Origin of the sequence: Aphanizomenon sp. UHCC 0183 (genome assembly GCF_009712065.1) — a bacterium.
GTDB lineage: Bacteria > Cyanobacteriota > Cyanobacteriia > Cyanobacteriales > Nostocaceae > Dolichospermum > Dolichospermum heterosporum.
This window is the reverse complement of sequence record NZ_VILC01000092.1, coordinates 19,057-39,144: the sequence shown is the minus strand read 5'-3', so window position 1 is coordinate 39,144 and position 20,088 is coordinate 19,057. Positions and strand designations below refer to the sequence as shown.

18 protein-coding genes and 2 pseudogenes are annotated in these 20,088 nt (G+C 40.0%); 6 read left to right on the top strand and 14 right to left on the bottom strand.

All coding sequences use genetic code 11. The features are described 5' to 3' along the window. Window positions 1–293: 293 nt before the first annotated feature. Both FJR37_RS21865 and ltrA read left to right on the top strand, forming a co-directional pair. On the top strand, window positions 294–1,868 hold the full coding sequence (locus FJR37_RS21865) for a reverse transcriptase domain-containing protein (RefSeq protein ID WP_168467106.1): 1,575 nt from the start codon (window positions 294–296) through the stop codon (window positions 1,866–1,868). Window positions 1,869–2,543: 675 nt separating this feature from the next. Continuing rightward, window positions 2,544–4,202: a group II intron reverse transcriptase/maturase gene (ltrA, locus tag FJR37_RS21860; protein WP_148762286.1), complete on the top strand. Its 1,659-nt coding sequence runs from the start codon at window positions 2,544–2,546 to the stop codon at window positions 4,200–4,202. A gap of 102 nt (window positions 4,203–4,304) precedes the next feature. On the opposite strand, the pseudogene FJR37_RS21855 reads toward ltrA, so the two are convergent. From FJR37_RS21855 to FJR37_RS21840, 4 genes and pseudogenes are all read right to left on the bottom strand, one after another. Then, window positions 4,305–4,514: pseudogene (locus FJR37_RS21855) on the bottom strand (hypothetical protein); the annotation flags it as partial. A 365-nt stretch (window positions 4,515–4,879) separates the two neighbouring features. Next, complete coding sequence (locus FJR37_RS21850; protein WP_027404046.1) at window positions 4,880–5,122, bottom strand: hypothetical protein; 243 nt, start codon at window positions 5,120–5,122, stop codon at window positions 4,880–4,882. Further along, window positions 5,115–5,312, bottom strand: a complete 198-nt coding sequence (locus FJR37_RS21845) for a hypothetical protein (RefSeq protein WP_039200612.1) — start codon at window positions 5,310–5,312, stop codon at window positions 5,115–5,117. Before FJR37_RS21845 ends, FJR37_RS21850 begins: the two co-directional genes overlap by 8 nt. Window positions 5,313–5,375: 63 nt before the next feature. Further along, window positions 5,376–5,549, bottom strand: a complete 174-nt coding sequence (locus FJR37_RS21840) for a hypothetical protein (RefSeq protein WP_168467105.1) — start codon at window positions 5,547–5,549, stop codon at window positions 5,376–5,378. 630 nt (window positions 5,550–6,179) lie between these two features. Between FJR37_RS21840 and FJR37_RS21835 the strand changes: the two genes are divergently transcribed. The 3 genes and pseudogenes from FJR37_RS21835 (at window position 6,180) to aroF (ending at window position 7,944) form a co-directional block, all read left to right on the top strand. After that, window positions 6,180–6,449 carry a type II toxin-antitoxin system Phd/YefM family antitoxin gene (locus tag FJR37_RS21835; RefSeq protein ID WP_039200613.1) on the top strand — a complete coding sequence of 90 codons (270 nt, stop codon included), beginning with the start codon at window positions 6,180–6,182 and terminating at the stop codon, window positions 6,447–6,449. After that, window positions 6,436–6,721 (top strand): annotated as a pseudogene (locus FJR37_RS21830) (type II toxin-antitoxin system RelE/ParE family toxin). Before FJR37_RS21835 ends, FJR37_RS21830 begins: the two are co-directional and overlap by 14 nt. A 182-nt stretch (window positions 6,722–6,903) precedes the next feature. Continuing rightward, entirely contained in the window at window positions 6,904–7,944 is a 1,041-nt protein-coding gene (gene aroF / locus FJR37_RS21825; protein WP_039200614.1) for a 3-deoxy-7-phosphoheptulonate synthase, read from the top strand. Between the two features lie 60 nt (window positions 7,945–8,004). Here the strand turns inward: aroF and minE are convergent, their stop codons facing one another. From minE to FJR37_RS21780, 9 genes are all read right to left on the bottom strand, one after another. Then, window positions 8,005–8,310, bottom strand: coding sequence for a cell division topological specificity factor MinE (gene minE / locus FJR37_RS21820; RefSeq protein WP_168467104.1), 306 nt, complete (start codon window positions 8,308–8,310; stop codon window positions 8,005–8,007). Between the two features lie 37 nt (window positions 8,311–8,347). Beyond that, the gene (gene minD / locus FJR37_RS21815; protein WP_053539858.1) at window positions 8,348–9,154 is read right to left on the bottom strand and encodes a septum site-determining protein MinD; all 807 of its coding nucleotides are present in this window, start codon (window positions 9,152–9,154) and stop codon (window positions 8,348–8,350) included. 209 nt (window positions 9,155–9,363) lie between these two features. Continuing rightward, window positions 9,364–10,545, bottom strand: coding sequence for a septum site-determining protein MinC (gene minC / locus FJR37_RS21810; protein ID WP_217355363.1), 1,182 nt, complete (start codon window positions 10,543–10,545; stop codon window positions 9,364–9,366). Between the two features lie 159 nt (window positions 10,546–10,704). Next, window positions 10,705–12,033, bottom strand: a complete 1,329-nt coding sequence (locus FJR37_RS21805) for a four-carbon acid sugar kinase family protein (protein WP_039202811.1) — start codon at window positions 12,031–12,033, stop codon at window positions 10,705–10,707. Then, window positions 12,030–12,485: a DUF29 domain-containing protein gene (locus FJR37_RS21800; RefSeq protein WP_039202809.1), complete on the bottom strand. Its 456-nt coding sequence runs from the start codon at window positions 12,483–12,485 to the stop codon at window positions 12,030–12,032. The genes FJR37_RS21805 and FJR37_RS21800 overlap by 4 nt, the downstream gene beginning before the upstream one ends. Before the next feature lie 57 nt (window positions 12,486–12,542). After that, window positions 12,543–13,205 (bottom strand): hypothetical protein, encoded by a 663-nt coding sequence (locus FJR37_RS21795; protein WP_168467103.1) that lies wholly within the window; start codon window positions 13,203–13,205, stop codon window positions 12,543–12,545. 41 nt (window positions 13,206–13,246) lie between these two features. Continuing rightward, on the bottom strand, window positions 13,247–13,741 hold the full coding sequence (locus FJR37_RS21790) for a DUF29 domain-containing protein (RefSeq protein WP_039202806.1): 495 nt from the start codon (window positions 13,739–13,741) through the stop codon (window positions 13,247–13,249). A gap of 74 nt (window positions 13,742–13,815) precedes the next feature. Beyond that, window positions 13,816–14,277 carry a DUF29 domain-containing protein gene (locus FJR37_RS21785; protein WP_168467102.1) on the bottom strand — a complete coding sequence of 154 codons (462 nt, stop codon included), beginning with the start codon at window positions 14,275–14,277 and terminating at the stop codon, window positions 13,816–13,818. A 394-nt stretch (window positions 14,278–14,671) separates the two neighbouring features. Further along, window positions 14,672–16,681 (bottom strand): bifunctional serine/threonine-protein kinase/formylglycine-generating enzyme family protein, encoded by a 2,010-nt coding sequence (locus tag FJR37_RS21780; protein ID WP_168467101.1) that lies wholly within the window; start codon window positions 16,679–16,681, stop codon window positions 14,672–14,674. Between the two features lie 854 nt (window positions 16,682–17,535). Between FJR37_RS21780 and ctpB the strand changes: the two genes are divergently transcribed. Beyond that, the gene (ctpB, locus tag FJR37_RS21775; protein ID WP_039202802.1) at window positions 17,536–18,843 is read left to right on the top strand and encodes a carboxyl-terminal processing protease CtpB; all 1,308 of its coding nucleotides are present in this window, start codon (window positions 17,536–17,538) and stop codon (window positions 18,841–18,843) included. 347 nt (window positions 18,844–19,190) lie between these two features. Here the strand turns inward: ctpB and FJR37_RS21770 are convergent, their stop codons facing one another. Next, on the bottom strand, window positions 19,191–20,054 hold the full coding sequence (locus FJR37_RS21770; protein ID WP_039202800.1) for a hypothetical protein: 864 nt from the start codon (window positions 20,052–20,054) through the stop codon (window positions 19,191–19,193). Window positions 20,055–20,088 lie beyond the last annotated feature (34 nt).

Below are 20,088 nucleotides of genomic sequence, written 5' to 3'. Positions count from 1 at the left end.
GAAAAGCGACTAACTACGAAGCAGGACACAACATTAAAAATCCTGACTTAACTGGAATTAATTCCCGCCGCATCTTTAATTAATAGCGGCAAGAGTCTAGGGATTCCAGTAGTTGAAATGGCTACACCTAAAGGAACTAACAATCTAACCGAGGGAACGAATAAAAACGGATTGAGGGTCTTAGGGAGGTCGAACCCTAAAGTAGGCTAGACGAGCAGCGGAACTCCTTCAATTCGGGTAGGACAGACCGTAATTGGTCTGAGGTGTTCAGAATACACAAATTGGAGCAGAGCATGATTAGACACAGAGAAAACTCTAGTGAATCCTGGAAAACGTTACCTTGGAAGAAATTCCGCCGTAACCTATTCCGCCTACAAAAACGAGTGTACAAAGCGGTTCAAGTTGGCGACAAGCGCAAAGCTAAGTCCCTACAAAAGCTGATTCTGAAATCAACCGCAGCAAGATTACTGGCTATTCGTCAAGTAACACAGCTAAATGCTGGGAAAAAGACAGCGGGAATTGACGGGAAAACCGCGCTCTCATTCGAGCAAAGGTTTGAACTAAATGAAAAACTTAGAACAGAATGCAATAACTGGAAACACCAGGGATTGCGTGAAATACCCATCCCTAAAAAGGATGGTAAAACCCGGATTCTCAAAGTCCCCACTATTGCCGATAGGGCGTATCAATGCCTTATCAAATACGCATTAGAACCAGCGCACGAAGCAACCTTCCACGCATACAGCTATGGGTTTAGGACGGGGCGTTCGGCTCACGATGCCCAGAAAATCCTGTTCAACAACCTACGCTCATTTTGCAATGGAATAGATAAACGAGTTATAGAACTCGATATTGAAAAATGCTTTGACAGGATAAACCATACCGCCATCATGGATAAACTTATCGCTCCTAAGAGTATAAGACAGGGAGTATTCCGCTGTCTCAAAGCCGGAGTTAATCCAGAGTTTCCTGAACAAGGAACACCTCAAGGCGGGGTGGTAAGTCCACTTTTAGCTAACATCGCCTTAAATGGGATTGAAAGTATTCACAGATATCACCAGATGTCAGGCTACAGAATCACAGACAAGACCCCAAAGGAAAGGATTATTGAGCCATCAATTCGCTACGCGGATGATATGGTGATAATACTCAGACCTCAAGACGATGCAACTGATATACTTGACAAAATCAGTCAGTTCCTAGCAGAGCGGGGAATGAAAGTCAGTGAGAAAAAGACAAAGTTAACCGCCGCGACAGAGGGGTTTGATTTCCTCGGCTGGAATTTTAAAGTCCAGAAAAACGGGAAGTTTAGATGCGTCCCATCAGCGGACAATTTCAAAGCTTTCCGCAAGAAAGTAAAACACATCGTCAACAACTCGAATTATGGTTCTACCACAAAGGCTGAGAAATTAGCCCCTGTAGTTAGAGGTTGGAGGAATTACCACCGCTTCTGCAAGATGGACGGGTCAAGAAACTCGTTATTCCACATCGAAACTAGAGCATTTAGGGTATTCAACAAGGAAACAAAGCAGAATCGCTACACTAGTAAGCAATTACTAGATAAGGCGTTCCCAGCAGTCCCTTACTCCGAAAATAAACATATCAATGTCAAAGGTGAAAAATCACCCTACGACGGAGATATAACCTACTGGAGCGAACGCAACAGTAAGTTATATGACGGTAACACCTCTAAAGCCCTCAAACGGCAAAACCATAAATGTGGTAATTGTGGGTTAAAAATGCTCAGTGATGAGAAGGTACACTTACATCATATAGATGGAAACCATAAGAATGGTAAACCTAAAAACCTTCTAGCAATTCATGAAAGCTGCCACGATTATATTCACATGAGCAAAAGCGAAAGCTAAGAATATCGGAAGCTGGATGCCGTGAAAGTGGCACGTCCAGATTTAACAGAGAGGGGCGCGGGATAAGCGCGACTTGAAAGGTCGTTTAGGACGGAGAGCCGACTCTCCTAGAGAATTCACACTCTCTACCCTCATGTAAAAAGACTCTTTTCAGAGTCTGGTCACGCCCAAGTAGGTAACGAAACAGGCGGAGTGCAGACCACAAACGTAGCCTTAACTACTAGCCTAAAACGTGGTAAGGAGCAAGAGGGAGTTCTCCTAAGATGAACGAAAGTGAATTGATGTCTAAACTGCGTCATCGCCCAGAGAGCCAAATAAGGCTGATAGGCTCTAACCAAAAGGTAAGTGGGTAGATTTATAGTTTTATTTTCTATGAATCGTGTGAATACAACTCCCACCGCAGGAAAATCAACATCTAACAGAGAACATACACCAAATGAAACGACAAGGTAAGCCCTACAGAGTCTATGGAAAGGTCGAAATCCCATAGTAAGTCAACCGTGAGGAAGATAGAACTCTCTGGAGGGTAGAGGATGAGAGAAAAAGCGAACGCCCGTCTGTAATAGATGGGATAGGGATTCAAACTTTGTCCCTGACCGAAAGGAATAGCAGACTTTTCTTGGGTCTTATGAGAAAGAGACTAAACAAAAGAAACTTAATTCGATGACAAGTTAGATGGTGTATGCAAGTACAACAAACGGACTAAGAAAACCGCTAGAAAACTGGAATCAGGTCAACTGGAAACAGATTAATAAAGCGGTTAAGAATCTGCGTCAACGAATCTTTCTCGCGAGAAAACTTGGTAACTGGAAGAAACTGCGAAGTCTCCAAAAGTTAATGCAAAGAAGCTACGCAAACCTAATATTATCTGTTCGGAAAATCACTCAGACCAACAAAGGCAGAGCAACGGCAGGAATTGACAAAGAAATAATCAATACCCCAGAGCAGCGAGTGAAGCTGGTAAACAACTGGAAAGGCGGCAATCAAGACCCCACAAAACGGGTAATGATTCCAAAATCCAACGGTAAAAAACGACCGCTCGGAATCCCAACCGTGCGTGACAGAATCGAACAGGCAATAATAGTTAATTCACTAGAACCCGAATGGGAAGCCATATTTGAACCAAATTCCTATGGGTTCAGAGCCGGAAGAAGTTGTCAAGACGCTATAGCACAAAACTGGATAAGATTAAATGCAAGTCCAAATGCTAGAAATACTTGGGTTCTAGAAGCTGATATTCAAAGTTTCTTTGATAACATTATCCATGAATCTATCCTCAAGCGATTAGGAAACTTCCCTAAAAGAAACCTAATAAAAGGATGGTTAAAAGCTGGATTTATCTTTGAAGGGAAATATCACCCAACAGAGACAGGCACACCACAGGGAGGAGTAATATCACCCCTTCTAGCCAACATCGGTTTGCATGGATTAGAAAACTATATAAAATCCACTAATTCCAAACTTGGCGTGGTTAGATATGCTGATGATTTTATTGTCACAGCTAGAGACAAAGGAAGTCTTGAAAAAGCCCAAATCCAGATTCAGCAATGGTTATCAGAAAGAGGACTGAATCTCAGTGCGGAAAAGACGTTAATCACGTCGATGGAGGATGGTTTTGACTTTCTTGGATTCAACCACCGCCATTACAATGGCAAATTGCTTATCAAGCCCTCGAAGAAGAAAGTCTTGGACTTCTGCAAACGAATTGGGCGAGAAATCAGAGCAATGAATGGGTGCGAACAAGAATCAGTTATAAAAAGACTTAATCCAATTCTTCGTGGATTTTCCAATTATTACAAAGGGGTTGTTAGTAAAAAAACTTTTGAATATATCAAAAGTAGAACATGGCGATACCTTTGGTGTTGGGCTAAACGTAGACATCCCAACAAAAATACAAAATGGATTCGGAAGCGTTACTTCAAGACAATAAATGGTAATAAATGGACATTCGCTACGATAACTAGCGACCGTAGAGGGAAAGAAAAGGATATAATCCTATTTCCGATAGCGTACACGCCCATCGAACGCCATGTAAAGGTCAAGGGGGAAGCGTCGCCAGATGACCCTTCACTCAAAGAATACTGGGAAAAACGCCACCAGAAATATGGAAAGAGCTACTGGGAGAAAAACTCTTGGAAGTATAAAATCGCTCAAAACCAAAATTGGAAATGTCCTATCTGTGGTGAACCTTTATTCAATGGAGAGGAATTAAACACCCATCACATAGTTCCCGTTGCTCAAGGTGGACAAGACGGCATTGAAAACCTACAGCACTTGCATCATGCTTGTCACAAACAGGAACATTCTAAAACCAAGTCAACTCGCTTGAAGTAAGGCTTGAGCCGTGTAAGTGCGAAAGTCTTATGCACGGTTCTTAGGGGAGGGGAGAGCGGTGACGCTTGAACCTTACCCGACTACCCGCCCTCGACTCTACCAAGGTGTTCTAGACTTCGGTAAAGTCTGAAATTCTATATGCAGAATCTGGTTATCTGTTTGCAAAAAACTCACAGAATCAGCGCGAATTGGTTCTAATGTTAGTTCAGTTTTGAGAACTTCTACTTGTTGCGGTTCTCTGGCTAACAACCACCGGACAAATTCGGAAGGATACTGTTCTGATAAATACTTACAAGCGTTATCGTAGCTCAATTGAGTAATTAGTTAAAATGAATTTTCTTACTATTCATTATACACTTCATTAAGTAGGTGAACACAATAAAACCAAACTGTGTAAAGAAACGTAAAATCGCCCAAACCCTCTTCACTCTTGCCTCTTGCCTCTGGTTACTGAGCGAAGTCGAAGTATTGCCTTTTGCCTTGCCATAACGACAATTTTCAACGCCAACCTACTTAGCAGAAATAGCCAAAATATCTAAAATAGTCATTCTATGCAAACCTATACTGTTACAGATGCGCGTAATATATGATTTCAAAAAAACGAATCCCCGTAAGGGGACTGAAACTACCGTTTAGAAGCCTGTAAATCTTTAGTAGATAGTTTCAAAACATCTAAATTAAGCTACAATTTTGACTGATTTGATGCCTTTGCTACACCACTGAATTAGTAGCCAACGGTCAGAATCTTTGTCTAGAGCAGGTTTAAGCCGAAAAGCAAAAAATTCTTCCCAGGCTTCTACACCATGTTTTGTAACAAATTGTTTCTCAACTTCTTTAAATCTTTCCCAATTACGTTCTGCTATAGCAGTCAGCATGGGGATTAATTCAGTGATAGATATAGAAAGTGTTGCTTCACTCATTTGGGTATCCCTCGAAAATACAAATTATTGGTAAAACTTCGGCTTCGGTATCAATGACTTCGATTAATCGGAGTCCCCGTTTTTTCCCTATCTTTTTGCAGTGTTCCTCAGATGCTGTTGGTAGCCAGTATCTTGACTCTTTTACAGGGTCAAGTTTCCCTTTAGAGCGTTTAATATCATCCTCTTTCATGCTGATTTTTGCTGACTGGCTTGTTTGTTTTGAAAGATAGCGAAGCACTCCCCAGGAATCGCATTAACTGGTTTTTTCGCCTTGGCTATCTTCTTTAACCCAATTATCTATAGCTATTTCTACAGCTTCGCTTTGTTTAATATCTCTATAAAAACAAGCGGTTTTAAATTGCTTGTAAAGCTCTAGTGGAATATGACCGCTAATCTGTTTGTAATTGGGATCACGTCTTTTATCCATATCAATATCAAAAGGTAAGTATATAGAAGATTTTAGAGAACTCCACAAAAAAAATGATCCAATTTTGTGGGATGGGCATCCTTGCCCGTCCTTGATGATTAGCGGGCAATTCGTCCCGCACCACAAGAAATTTTGGGATATTTTTTTGATTGGAAGTCTCTAATCTAATAAACCTGTGCTGCATGAGTTGTCATTGCGAGTGAAAGGAAGCAATCTCTTGACAACCGATAAACCACCTAACGCAAAAATCTCTCAAACCCTTATTCCTCTGTGTCCTCTGCGCCTCCGTGGTTGGTTAATCAGGATAATTTATCTCTTGGAAGTCCCTTACTCTATTTTTCGTGTTCACCATTTTGTATGCTGACATTTTAGCGTGACAACATTACTTTAACAACAGATGAGTAAATCAGTCGAGTATCAGTTTTACAGCAAATTGTCATCAAACCTGGAACAAGAACCCCACCCCCAACCCCCTCCAGTATCAAAAGCTTATCCTTTTCTTCCCCCCGCTGCGGGGGGATTTAGGGGGGTGCGATGAGGGGGCTAGGATGTACCTTATATTATATGATTGGAAATCGCTGTAAAATATTTATGCTAGAATATAGTCAAAATGTCTAAAATAGTCATAGTATGCAAACCTATACTCTTACAGATGCGCGAAATAAACATGGTGAGGTTTTTGACAAAGCTGCTATAGAACCAGTATTACTAACTAAACAATCACGTCCTAGTCATGTCATTATTTCCGCAGATAGCTACCAAAAATTAATTACTCGATTGCAAGAATTAGAAGATATGCAGTTAGTTCAAAATGCTGAAACTGCTTTGAGTCATTCAAAAATGGTGGGTACAGAGGCTTTTACATCTGCACTGGAGCATTTGGCTAATGGCGCGGCTTGATGGTTTAGCAACTGTTCTGGATTTTCTCAATGGGTTACAACCTAAAATAGCAGCACAAATAGCAAAAAAGGTTTTGGCTTTGAATGTTGAACCTTTGCCAAATGATAGTGAAAAAATATCTGGTTATCAGGGTTTTTATCGAGTAGATAGTGGTGAGTGAATATCGAATTGTTTATAAATACTTTCCAGATCAAGATTTAGTGGAAGTAATTTTAGTTGGTAAGCGCAATGATGATGATGTTTACAAAAGATTAAAACGGTTATTAGGATAAACTGGTTCTTCTACTAATTCAAACAACAAACTAGGAAATTGTTTGAACTTTTCTAGTAAAATTCAGCACAAACTACTGTCTATTTAGGAAAAAGTACCTGACGCTACATTTTTTTTTCATAAGTTTTTCTTGTTAATCTAAAGTTAGTTAATCAAAAATCTACTTAAAAAAGGAACTCGTAAATGATTATCGTCATGAAAGTTGGTTCCCCACAGGAAGAAATAAATCGGATTACCACAGAATTATCAGGCTGGGGACTAACACCAGAAAAAATTATTGGTCAACATAAAGTAGTCATTGCTTTGGTTGGGGAAACTGCGGATTTAGATCCCCCCCGCATTCAAGAATTGAGTCAATGGATTGAGCAAGTATTACGAGTGGAAGTACCCTATAAACGAGCCAGTCGCCAATTCCGTCATGGAGAAGCTTCTGAAGTGGTGGTGAATAGTCCTCAAGGTGATGTGGTGTTTGGTGAACATCATCCTTTGGTAGTTGTCGCTGGACCCTGTTCTGTGGAAAATGAAGAAATGATTGTAGAAACAGCACTGCGGGTGAAGGCGGCAGGAGCTAAGTTTTTACGCGGTGGGGCCTATAAACCTCGTACTTCACCTTATGCTTTTCAAGGTCATGGTGAAAGTGCTTTGGAATTGTTAGCAACCGCGCGGAAAGTCAGCGGGTTGGGGATTATCACCGAAGTAATGGATACGGAAGATTTGGAGAAAATTGGCGAAGTTGCCGATGTGATTCAGGTGGGGGCGAGAAATATGCAGAATTTCTCCATGCTGAAGAAAGTGGGAGCGCAACCCAAACCAGTGCTGTTAAAACGCGGTATGGCTGCCACTATTGAAGATTGGTTAATGGCGGCTGAGTATATTTTAGCGGCGGGTAATGCCAATGTAATTTTGTGTGAACGGGGAATTAGAACTTTTGACCGTCAATATACCCGCAATACTCTAGATTTATCGGTTGTGCCAGTATTGCGAAAGTTGACGCATTTACCCATCATGATTGATCCTAGTCATGGCGTGGGTTGGTCTGAGTTTGTTCCTGCTATGGCTATGGCGGCGATCGCAGCAGGTACGGATTCGTTAATGATAGAAGTACATCCCAATCCAGCTAAAGCCTTATCGGATGGACCCCAATCTTTAACCCCAGACCTGTTTGATAAATTAATGTCAGAATTGGCGGTGATTGGTCAAGTCATGGGAAGGTGGTCAAATTAATGCCGCCATTCGCTTTTTAAGGTCTAATCCAAGACAATTCAGGGCGCAGACCCTGCGCCCCTACAGTAAGATATCACGACTTTCTAGAACCGTTTCATCTAGGCTTTCTTTAATCCTACGGATTGGTAAATTAGCAATTAAAGCTGTTGTCCGTTGGCTGCTTTCTAGGCAAAACTCCAAACCGTCTGTTTCTATTTCGACATAGCGACAAACGATTTCCAGGATTTCCTGACGCATTTTTTCTAAAGTTTGGGGGTCTAAGTCCGCACGGTCATGGGATATTACCACTTGCAAACGACGTTTAACGTCATCGCGGCTGTTATCGGGACTACGAACAAAAAATTTTTCTAAAATTTCAAGAATCATTGCGGGTATGTGTAAGGCAGAAACACTGGCAAGTAAATTAAACAATCTTTGACCACAACATCTTTCTCAACCGAGAGAAGATGTTGTTATTAGATGAGTCAAGCTCCAGAAATTCGACAGTTTCCCCTTCCAATCTCCGAGCAATATTCTCAAAAGCGGTGGCAGCTAAAGAGGAAGTGTCTGATAATACTAAAGGTTCGCCACGATTGGTAGAAACAATCACCCGCTCATCGTCGGGGATGATTCCAATTATGGGGATGGCGAGAAGTTCCTGAACGTCTTCTACAGACATCATATCATTTGCCTGTACCATTGCCGGTCTAATCCTGTTAACTATTAAGTTAATTTTTTTGACACCTTGGGCTTCGAGTAATCCCACTACCCTGTCAGCATCGCGGACGGCGGAAATTTCGGGAGTGGTGACAATTAGGGCTTCTTTAGCGGGTGCAGTCGCATTTTTAAACCCCATTTCAATTCCTGCGGGGCAGTCAATCATCACATACTGGTACTTTTGCGCTAAAGCATTTACCAGTAACTTCATTTGGTCGGGTGTAACGGATTCTTTGTTGCGATGTTGGGTAGCTGGGAGAAGTACCAAATTAGGTTGTCGCTTATCTCTAACTAAAGCTTGTTCTAAACGACACTCCCTTGCCAAGACCTCTACTGCTGTATAAACAATACGATTTTCTAGTCCTAGAAGTAAATCTAAATTTCTCAGCCCAAAATCTGCATCAATTAAGGCTACTTGTTTGCCTATTTTGGCTAAAGCCATCCCTAAATTAGCTGAAACTGTGGTTTTACCGACTCCCCCTTTACCGGAGGTAATGACAATAATGCGAGTCATGATAATGCTTTATGAAAGTTCAGGGAACAACAATAAAATATTTTTATTGCTATTGATTGATTCTAATTTAGTAACCTAACAGAAATTAATTACATATCCAGTATATTGCAGGTAAATGAGGTACAAATATTAATTATCAAACCTTGCACCGAAAGGGTTTTACTGCTGACTGTTAAAAGCTGCTGTAGATTCTTAACTGGGCAAGAATTTTAGATCAGATTTTGTGTAATTAATTGCATTCGACTACTTAATTGACTGCGGTAAAAATCATCGGCTTTAACAATGCGAATTCCTTCAGGTGTAATATGTGCAACTTCAGGAAAGAAGCCGGTGAGGGTTTTTTCTGGGGATCTAGCAACAGCATCAGCTATTCGCAATTGGGTTGCTTCCATTTGCAAAGCCATGATCAGAGATTCCCGATTCCCACTGGCACCAGCATGGGCAACTCCCCGCAATCGTCCCCAAATGAGAATATCCCCATCGGCAATGACGATACCACTAGGATTGATATCTCCCAAGATGATTACCGTACCGGGATGACGAATTTCCACACCTGATCTGACCGTCATTTGCAGATAGAGGGCATCTGCTAGGGCGCTGGGAGTCGGTTGAATATCCGAGGTGAGGGATGTTTGGAGTTGGATTTGTTCTACGGAATAACCCAGGGTACAAGCGGCGATCGCAGTTTGTCTTCGACTGGTAGCTACAGATTTTAGTTGAATTTGGTATGTATTTAAAGTTTCTGCCAAATCTTGCAATTGTCTGTTATCTAACAATCTATCTTTGGCTACTAGATGCAGGAATGTATTTGGTTTCCGTAAGCGATCGCCCGCATTGAGACGCTGTTTCATTTGTTGCCAAATTTCCCCCCAATTAAATTCTGATGCCGGTACTTGCAACTCGGTGGGCAAAATTAATAATAGTCGCTCTCCTTCAGTTTTTAACTGAACTTGAATATTATGATCTACCTTTTGTTCTATTAATTCTAAATCAGTATTTGGTAAATTAGCTAAAATAGCACCAGTCTCCCCCTCATTAGGAATATTAAATTCTGGATTTTCAGCAGCAGAATTACCCTTTAAATAAGCAATTACAGAATTTAACTCTGAATTAGTAGGGATAATGGGACTAGATTCTACTTTATGATCAGCAAAATCTGTATTTATCTTGCCAGAGTTAGAATTATTTACCTCTTGATCAACTTGATAAAAAACCGATTCTGATTTCAGAAATTCAGACTTTATTTCATCAGGTTTAGTAGAATCAGCAACATCTACATTGTCTGGGACAGAATGAGAATTATTTACCTTTTTATCAACCTGATTAAAAATTGATTCTGACTTAGGAAATTCAGAATTTATTTCATCAGGTTTAGCAGAATCAGAATTCATGCAGCACTAGCCAAAATACACTAAAATTTGAGATTTTCATAAAAGATTGAGAATTGGTAATTGGTAATTGGTAATTGGTAAGACTCTTGCCCCTTGCCTCTTGCCTCTTGCCTCTTGCCCCTTGCCCCTTGCCTCTTGCCTCTTGCCTTTCCCTATTCCCTATTCCCTATTCCCTATCAATCTTTGATAAACTAATCCTAAAGCATCAGTATTACCGACATTACCGGGAAACAACACCACTGGCAAATTAGGAAACAGGGGATGATCAGATGGGGTAATTACCATTGAACAACCTGCTAAAATTTGACCAAGTAATCGGGCTGAAGTTAAAGCCAGTCCCGTACTCAAGACATCGTTAGAAGTAATACCCCCCTTACTGATTAGGAATCCTAGATCAGATGGTAAACCCTGGACAATATCCATAAGTAAAGCTGAAACTGTATTGCCAAAATCTAATCTAGTTTTGACATCTTTAAAAGCCAATTCCTGACGGCTAGTATAAACTACTGGCGTTTTACCAGCACCATGTACTACTTTGACATTTTCGATAATCTCGATTAGCAGTTTAGCAGATTCATTTACCCCATTCTCAAGTAATAGGCACACATTCACTTCTATACCTACTGTCCCCTCAACTTGTAATAATGATTCTAACTGTTGAGTTGTCTTTTTAACGTGAGAGCCAACAATAATTGCACCAGGTTTACCACCGCGCACATATTTTGCCATATTTTCAGCAGCAATGGGTTGGGGTGGTAAGGCAGCCAAAGCTGTTAAAATACTAGCAGCAGAACGGAATAAAAAGCGTTTTCCCCGACTTGCGGCTGTTAATACATCTACCGCAAAAGAATTAAGATCCTGCTGATTTTCACCGTCTACTACAGCACATTGATTATTTTCAAGTTGTAATAAGTTTTCTAAACTACCAGCACGGATATCTGGGAGTAAAAATCTCGTAACATGATCTTCTTTAATCCGTCCCTTGGTTTTTTCTTCTACATATTTAGGTAGATAGCTGTAATTATACCCAAAAACAGAATCACGGGCAAATTCTGTTTCATGTACAGGAGTGGGAACATCATCAATAATTAGATAATGAATACTGTCGCGGGTAATTCTTCCCCCTTCAAAAAATGCTGGTACAAGAAAATGAGCATCAAAGGGACCGAGTTCTTCGGAAATCACATCAGTTTCTATGGGATAATGTCCCCGTAAGGTAGAGTCAGAACGACTAACTACGAGAAAATCGGCGATTTTTTCCGCTGCTAAGGCAAGTTTCAGGTTATGACAAACTTCCCTAGTTACAGATGCGGCTGTTTCTGGAGTCAGAGAACGAGTATTTGTTAAAATAAAGAAAATCGGAGCATCATCTTTTAGTCCTAAACGTAAAGTTTCTACGTCCCAGCGCATTAATAGTAAACAACTATGGACGGTTTGTGAACCTGTAGGATCATCATCAAGGACAATTATTTTAGGTTGGTTATTCATAAATATGGACATGGTGGTAGATATTCGACATCTAAAATTTGGTCAATTGTGTAAGGACAAATTGGAGGAAAGCAATTTAAACCACTTTTTTTCTTTGCTTGTCGGGCTGCATCATTATAAACTTGATCCAGCACGGTTAATAGATAATTGTAGAGGTTTTTTGATTTGGTTAATTTCCTGATTTCTACCCGAAAATTATCAATTTCTACCTCCCAATGATTTTTACAGTCGGGAATACTCCAATACTGGTACAATAGCAGATGTTTAAGAAGTTGCAGTAGATAACTTTCTAATTTGTGTTTTTGTTCATTCCCCAATGCCGCAATCTCCTCAATTAAATTTTCCCAATCAATATTTTCTAAATCCTTTGTCTCTAATTGTTGCAAGGTAATTTCTAACCACTGGGGATAATCTTGTTCATAAAGAGTTTTACTCAATAATTTAGATATCATTTAGGGTTCTCCAGTTTGGTAGGGTTTAAGCATTAATTTTGGGGAATAAATTTATGATTACACCTTTGCGAGTTTTCTGAGTTCTGCTTGTACATCTAAGGCAATCTGCAATGATTGATTAAGAAGTTGAGCATATTCACTAGCTTGACTACTAACTTGTAAGGTTTGCAGATTAGCTAAATTATTTACCACTAAATCTTGGTTATTAGCAAGCAGTTTTTTATTATCGCGCAAAATCCGTTCACTTTTTAAAGCGCGGACTAAATCTTCCCGAATGAGTTGCAATGCAGATATTACCTGTTCTCTGTCGCTAATGTTACCTTGAGTGTTACCGGAGTTAGTCAGTTGATCATGAATATCTATAGCTTGGACGACTTGGTGATATTTTTCAACTTCGTCTAGTAGGATGGTGAGTGCGTAGGGACAATTTTTTTTCCGCCAGAGCGATCGCCCCACAACCACCCCTACAGGTACTATAATCAATAGAATCAGCCCCAATTTATTGGACGACCCCAATGTGGGTAAAATAATAAAAGCATAAATACCACCAACTATAATCGGTGTCAGCGCCAAAGCTACTAAAGCTTCATTCAGAAAAAAACTGAGTCGCTTGTCCTTGTCTGCCATAATTGAGGGACGGAAAACATCTTCTGGATCAAATCCAGTTAAGCGTTTTAGTTCCCCTTTGCTAATTTCCAAACCTACTAAATCTGGCTGCACCGCTAGATACTCCTTGAGGAAGCGTGAGTTAAGTATCTATTTTAGTCGTCTTTACTCTGATGATTGCAGCTATATTTAGGAAACCAGTTTTCATCTAGGATTTGTTCTAAGGAAGCAATGGGGGTAAGGGGGAATATGTCAAGAGGAAGTTCTGATCTGTCGCTGACTAATTTTCTGGCATCTTGATAACATTGATCAAATATTTCTAAAATATAAGGTTTTAAACTAGGACTATCTTTAAGTTCATCTTTTATTTGTATACGAAAAGTCCTAATTTCCCCCTTCCAATGTCCTTGATTTCTTTCTCTTTCACTATCCCAACATTTTAGCTTGAGTAGATGTTCCAACAGTTTAATTAATAAACTTTTAATTGCTCGTTTTTCACTTCTACCCATAGTTTCCAATTCTTCTAATAAATTCTCCAAATCAACAACAGAAAATTGTCCTGCGCGAAGTTGGTTAATGGTTGTTCTTATCCACAGGTAATAATCTTGATCGTATAAGGTTTGGGTTGTTGGTTGTGTTGATGTAACCATATACTGGTGAGGACTTTGCTATTTCTTTTATTTTAACTGGGTTTTAATTAATTGTCTGATGATTGCAGCTATATTCACTGAAACCAGGTTTCATCTAGGATTTGTTCTAAAGAAGCAATTGGGGTAAGGGGGAATATGTCAAGAGGAAGTTCTGAGCGATCTGATGCTTCTTTTCTAGCATCCTGATAACATTCATCAAATATTTCTAAAATGTAAGGTATTAAACTAGGACTATCTTTAATAGCCTTTTTAATTTGTCTGCGAAATGTTCTAATTTCTCCTTGCCAATGTCCTTGATTTCTTTCTCTTTCAGTATCCCAATATTGGAGTTTGAGCAGATGTACAAGCAGCTTAATTAATAAACTTTCAATTGCTCGTTTTTCACTTCTACCCATAGTTTCCAATTCTTCTAATAAATTCTCTAAATCAATCGCAGAAAATTGTCCTGCGCGAAGTTGGTTAATGGTTGTTCTTATCCACAGGTAATAATCTTGATCGTATAAGGTTTGGGTTGTTGGTTGTGTTGATGTAACCATATACTGATGAGGACTTTGCTATTTCTTTTATTTTAACTTAAAAGTAACTAAAATCCGTGAAATCAGTGCCATCCGTCTAAATCCGTGATCCGGATGAGGTTGTTTGCTATGATAAGAGTTACTAAAATCCGTGAAATCAGTGCAATCCGTCTAAATCCGTGATTCTAACCTTATTTTATTCTTGTCAAAATGAGAATTGCTTCATCCTCAAATCCTGTACATCCTCAAATCCTGGACATCCTGATTCTGACAAAATGAAAAATGTGTGCTATACTGAATCCAGATACCAAAATCAGCTTTTTGGAGAAAAATATTTTCCGCCTCACGGCGGTGGGTTAAGAAGGGAGAAGAAAAAGAAGAGAAGAGGGCAAAAGAGCAAGAGTGTAAAGGGCTACTAAGTCCTCGCCGCACCACTACATACAACCCGAAAACCAATATTGTCGTAGTTGCGATCGAGGTTGCTGAGGTAGCGATAAGCAGAACGGCAATCCCCAGGAACGTTGTACCACGAACCACCGCGCAGCAGTTTACCAGCACTGCTTAGGATTGTCAAAGCACTGCCGTCTGTAGGCGCATTTGTATAATTTTCTTTATAGTCATCTTGACACCATTCCAAGACATTCCCGTGCATATCGTACAAACCAAAAGCGTTAGGGGGAAAAGTTCCTACATCTGTTGTTTGTTGGCGATATTGACCTTTGGAAGCAGAAGCGTAAGAATAATTACCATCATAGTTTACCAGTTCTGGAGTAATACTTTCACCAAAATAAAATGGTGTAGTAGTTCCGGCACGACAAGCATACTCCCATTCCGCCTCACTGGGTAATCTGTATTTTTTTCCTGTTCTTTGACTTAACTTTTCACAAAAGGCAACAGCATCACCCCAACGAACATTTTCAACTGGGCGGTTATTGCCTTTAAAATTAGCAGGATTACTTCCCATAATAGCTTGATACTGCGCCTGTGTCAATTCATATTTCCCAATAGAGAAACTCGGAACAGTTACTTGGTGTTGGGGACTTTCATCTGAACCTCGTTCTGCTTCATTTGCGGGTGAACCCATCATAAATGTTCCCCCTGGGATTTCCACCATTTCCAACAAAACACCGTTTCCTAAGTCTTCTGTGAAGTATTTTGCACTGGCGTTGCGGCGGTTGGTGATGCTTCCAGTTGCGTCTGTGGTGACAACTTCAAAACTGAAGGTTTGAAGTGGGGGAGTGGTAATTTTTGGTGTTGGTTCTGGTGTTGGAGTATTTGGGGAAGTTGTATTTTCTGGTGTTGGACTTGGAGTATTTGGAGAAGTTGTAATTTTTGGTGTTGAGGTTTGATTTGGCTTTCCAGAAAATAAATTTTGTCCTACAACTGCGATAACAGCACCACCAACAACTAAACTCACAGTTTGGATAAAATCTCGACGAGTTGTATTTTTCTGCTTCTGAGAAATTGGTTTTGGTTGATATTTAATAGGTTGAGGTTGTAGTTGAGGTTTTGGAGGTGGTGGTTGTAAAGCTTTTTCTATTTTCGCTATCCTTTGTAAAATCTCTTGGGTATCTTGAGGACGATCCTTATATAAAGTTTGCATCATCTCATCTAGCAAATCTGCCAACATTTTTGATATTTGCGGTGCATAATTACGCCAATTTAATGTCGCATGATAAGAATCATACATTTCTTGATCAAGTGGTTCTTTACCCGTGAGTAAATAAACAAATGTCCGTCCTAAAGCAAAGAAATCAGATTGCATTACAGCGTTACCAGTCAATTGTTCCGAAGGTGTGTAACCGGGAGAATTAAATCCGGTAACTCCACCTTGCTGAATCATGACTGTGTTTGTCACCTCTCTAACCGTGCCAAAATCAATTAATACTAGTTGAGTATCTCCAACCCTCAACATGACGTTAGATGGTTTGATATCTCGGTGAAAAAAGTTTTTATTATGGACTTGTTCTAAAATAATCAGTAAATCTTTCAACCATTCTATTGCTGTAGTTTGATTAATGGGACGCAAACTATTTTTTTTCATATACTCATGTAAGTTTTCTCCCTCAATCTTTTCCATTACGAAACAATGAATTGGGGTTTTGCTGTTGCGAGAATAATGTTCAAAATAAGCGCCTGGTTCTACTTTGGGAATACTCGGATGATTAAGTTGACTTAAAACTTCGGCTTCTTGTTTAAATGCTTCTATAGCTTTCTGGCTATTATTAGTTAAGACTTTGAGAACTTTGGTTTTATTGGTTCTGACTTCATTGATTTCAAATGTATCACCAAAACCACCACCTCCTAGCCTAACTACTACCCGATAGCGGTTTTGTAGCAACAACCCTGAACCACAGGTTTTACAAAAGAGGAGATTATCTGGATTTTGCGGCTTTGAGCAGCTAGGATTGATGCACAGGCTCATAATCTTGGTAAGTAGCACATTTATCCGATATTCTACCTTAATTTACTCAAAATAAGCAGCACATTGGTAGGGTGCGTCAGACTGGATAAATCCTGCAAATAAACAGATTGTTGATATCTGACGCACCATAGAACAGATTTTTAGAGATGCAGGAGTTAGAAACCGCGTCTACACAGACAAAACTCACCTGCGTGGGTTAAATTAATATTTTGTGAAGCTGGATTGAGGGCGATCGCCTATGATAGAAAGTATATAAATCACAAGTTAGGTTAAAATCAACAAACTTTACCTAAAATATACTATGCTGAAATGTTCATGCACATCATCGTGAATTTGTACAGCGCGCAAGTCCTAACGCCATATTATTTTTGACTTTTGACTTTTGACTTCCGCCTTGGGGTACTAGCGTTATATTGGTAAACCCAGCCAAAAAATCAGGAGCAGATTTAACTCCCAAAATAATTTTTGTAACAATTGTCACAATTACTTAAATCTGCCCTGAAAATGAATTAATCAAGTTGATAGTACATTTATCAAGCATAGATAGTTAATAAAACTTTAACTATCTATTGAGGCAAATGACAGCTACTCAGCGAAGAAAGTGCTATGGTGAAGGGAAATAATTGGGCATTTACAAGTGACACTCACCTAAGTGTTACATACTTGGATTGTTCTGTAAAAAAACTGATCAACTCGAACCGTATTTGTTAACCGACAAATAAAATATCTAACTGATCATTAACAAAAAACCAAAGGTAGATGAATTATCAAGGTTATTAGGATAAAAAACTAGCAAACATCAGAAAATTCTGATTGATAAACTGTCAAAAACACAACTATTTCAGCTAATATACATGAACCAATCTGCGAAACGTTACTCACCGCTCCAAGCTGCCCTGATTGGTGGAGCGATCGCCACAACTGCTACTATATCTGTATTTGGTCAAGCTTGGACACGCTGCGTTCATGCTGCTTTACAAGATAGTCCGAAAGCATTAGTTGACCAAGTTTGGCAGTTGGTGAATCGTGAATATGTTGATGGAAAATTTAACCAACAAGATTGGCAAGCGGTCAGGCAAAGTCTATTAAGTAAAGACTATACTTCTAAAGACGAGGCTTATGTAGCAATCCGCGAGGCTTTACAAAAGCTAGGTGATCCCTACACCCGGTTTATGAACCCCAAACAATATGAATCCCTGACAAACCAAACATCTGGGGAAGTGTCCGGGATTGGGATTCGGATGCAAGTTAACGAAAAAACCAAACGCCTCACGGTTATAGAAGCCATAGAAAACTCTCCAGCCCTCAAAGCTGGACTGAAATCAGGCGATGAGATTTTGGCAATAGATGGCAAATCTACCCTAAAAATGACAGTAGAAGATGCCTCAAAATTGATTCGTGGTCAAATAGGTACTTCTGTCAGCTTAGATTTAGAAAGACCAAATAACAAATTTAACGTTAAATTAACAAGGGCAACTATAGAAGTTCCCACAGTCCGGTATACCCTCAAACAAGAATCTGGTCGCCGAGTAGGATATATTCGGTTACAAGAATTTAGCTCCCATGCGGCGGATCAAATGCGGGTAGCTATTCGCACTTTAAAAGCCCAAAAAGTTGATTCCTACGTTTTAGATTTGCGAGGTAATCCTGGTGGTTTATTAAATGCGAGTATAGAAATCGCCCGGATGTGGCTAGATGATGGTCATATCGTCAAAACCGTAGACCGCAAAGGATCAAGCTCTCAAACAAAAGCCAATCAGACAGCAATTACCAAGCTACCTTTAGCAATTTTAGTTGACGGTAATTCCGCTAGTGCTAGTGAAATCCTCACTGGCGCACTCAAAGATAATAAACGGGCTGTAGTTGTTGGTAGTCAAACCTTCGGTAAGGCTTTGGTACAGTCAGTCCATGAACTAGGAGATGGTTCAGGTTTAGCTGTGACTATTGCCCATTACTATACACCAAATGGTACAGACATCAATCATAAAGGAATTGCTCCCGATATCAAGCTGGACTTGACCCAAACTCAAGAACGCCAATTAGCTTCTAATCCGAATTTAATTGGTACAAATAGCGATCCTCAATATACCCGTGCTATTGCTGTTCTTTCTAATGGCAAACTAGCACAATCAGTGACAAATCAAAATCCTCAGTCTAAGTAGGTGAACACAATAAAACCAAACTGTGTAAAGAAATGTAAAATCGCCTAAACCCTCTTCACTCTTGCCTCTGGTTACTGAGCGAAGTCGAAGTATTGCCTTTTGCCTTGCCATAACGACAATTTTCAACGCCAACCTACTTATTAGTGTCAATGCTAAAGACTTGAAGCTTTAGCATTTATTGTAGCGTGGGTTAAGCGATAGCGTAACCCAACAAGTGCGTTAGGGATCACCAAAAAATAAATTACCCAATTTTGTGGGATGGGCATCCTGCCCGTCTGTGATGATTAGCGGGCAATTCGTCCCGCACCACAAGAAATTTTTGGGTATTTTTTTAATGAATAAACTCCCTATCTTCTTCTGCTACCGAAACCGGAAGAACGACGACTGGAAGAACGTCCACCACTACCAAAACTACTACCAGAACTGCGTCGGGTAGAGCTAGAGTTACCAGAAGGACGAAGGGTACTAGAACCAAACCCAGAACCAGAAGCTCGTCCAGTGGTGGTGCGGTTTGCGGTTCCTGAAGACGAATTTCTGATGTTTCCTGTGGTGCGGAAGGCCGTGCGATTTCTCACTGCTGCGGGTGGTTCATTGTAGCGAGAACGGTAACTAGAAACAGCCGAGTCATAGTTAGAACCATAGCCACCATAACCATTCATGATTCCACCGGGCTGATACACGGGGGGAACATAATATTGAGGTCTAAATAACATACTACCAATAGCTTGACCCGCAACATTACCAACTAAAGCTCCGGCAAAAGGAGCCCAAAAACTACTTTGCTGACGGACAATTACAGTTTCCGGTTGTCCGGTTTGGGGATTGTTTCTGGTTTCAGTGACATTATGGACGTACTCAAGTTTGAAGTCTTCAGTCATGTATAAGATTGGCTGACTATTTTCTACTTTTAAGTAAGTTTTCTTACCTGCTTTGATTTCATCATCAGTCAATCGTGCCATTTGTAGCTTTTCTGTGGCAAAGCTGGGGGGATTGTTATTGAGTAAAAACAAGGTATACTCACCATTGGCATCGTTGTATGTACCCTGTTGTACTTCATACTGACCATCATTTAACTTGGTAGGAGTAGGAGTTTGGCTAATGTTCCGACTTGAGGAATTAGCGTCGTTTCCTCCTCCACAAGCGACAGTTGTTAAGCACAAGGTCAAGGCTAAACAAACAATCGTAAATTTACGTAGTATGCTAATCATCATCGTGTTTATGTTTGTTTTCGGGTACTCATTACAG

Excerpts from the sequence above, each read along its gene's own strand:
- FJR37_RS21865 (WP_168467106.1), top strand. The coding sequence starts at position 294 with ATGATTAGACACAGAGAAAACTCTAGTGAATCCTGGAAAACGTTACCT.
- ltrA (WP_148762286.1), top strand. The coding sequence starts at position 2,544 with ATGGTGTATGCAAGTACAACAAACGGACTAAGAAAACCGCTAGAAAAC.
- FJR37_RS21850 (WP_027404046.1), bottom strand. The coding sequence starts at position 5,122 with ATGAGTGAAGCAACACTTTCTATATCTATCACTGAATTAATCCCCATG.
- FJR37_RS21845 (WP_039200612.1), bottom strand. The coding sequence starts at position 5,312 with ATGAAAGAGGATGATATTAAACGCTCTAAAGGGAAACTTGACCCTGTA.
- FJR37_RS21840 (WP_168467105.1), bottom strand. The coding sequence starts at position 5,549 with ATGGATAAAAGACGTGATCCCAATTACAAACAGATTAGCGGTCATATT.
- FJR37_RS21835 (WP_039200613.1), top strand. The coding sequence starts at position 6,180 with ATGCAAACCTATACTCTTACAGATGCGCGAAATAAACATGGTGAGGTT.
- aroF (WP_039200614.1), top strand. The coding sequence starts at position 6,904 with ATGATTATCGTCATGAAAGTTGGTTCCCCACAGGAAGAAATAAATCGG.
- minE (WP_168467104.1), bottom strand. The coding sequence starts at position 8,310 with ATGATTCTTGAAATTTTAGAAAAATTTTTTGTTCGTAGTCCCGATAAC.
- minD (WP_053539858.1), bottom strand. The coding sequence starts at position 9,154 with ATGACTCGCATTATTGTCATTACCTCCGGTAAAGGGGGAGTCGGTAAA.
- minC (WP_217355363.1), bottom strand. The coding sequence starts at position 10,545 with ATGAATTCTGATTCTGCTAAACCTGATGAAATAAATTCTGAATTTCCT.
- FJR37_RS21805 (WP_039202811.1), bottom strand. The coding sequence starts at position 12,033 with ATGAATAACCAACCTAAAATAATTGTCCTTGATGATGATCCTACAGGT.
- FJR37_RS21800 (WP_039202809.1), bottom strand. The coding sequence starts at position 12,485 with ATGATATCTAAATTATTGAGTAAAACTCTTTATGAACAAGATTATCCC.
- FJR37_RS21790 (WP_039202806.1), bottom strand. The coding sequence starts at position 13,741 with ATGGTTACATCAACACAACCAACAACCCAAACCTTATACGATCAAGAT.
- FJR37_RS21785 (WP_168467102.1), bottom strand. The coding sequence starts at position 14,277 with ATGGTTACATCAACACAACCAACAACCCAAACCTTATACGATCAAGAT.
- FJR37_RS21780 (WP_168467101.1), bottom strand. The coding sequence starts at position 16,681 with ATGAGCCTGTGCATCAATCCTAGCTGCTCAAAGCCGCAAAATCCAGAT.
- ctpB (WP_039202802.1), top strand. The coding sequence starts at position 17,536 with ATGAACCAATCTGCGAAACGTTACTCACCGCTCCAAGCTGCCCTGATT.
- FJR37_RS21770 (WP_039202800.1), bottom strand. The coding sequence starts at position 20,054 with ATGATGATTAGCATACTACGTAAATTTACGATTGTTTGTTTAGCCTTG.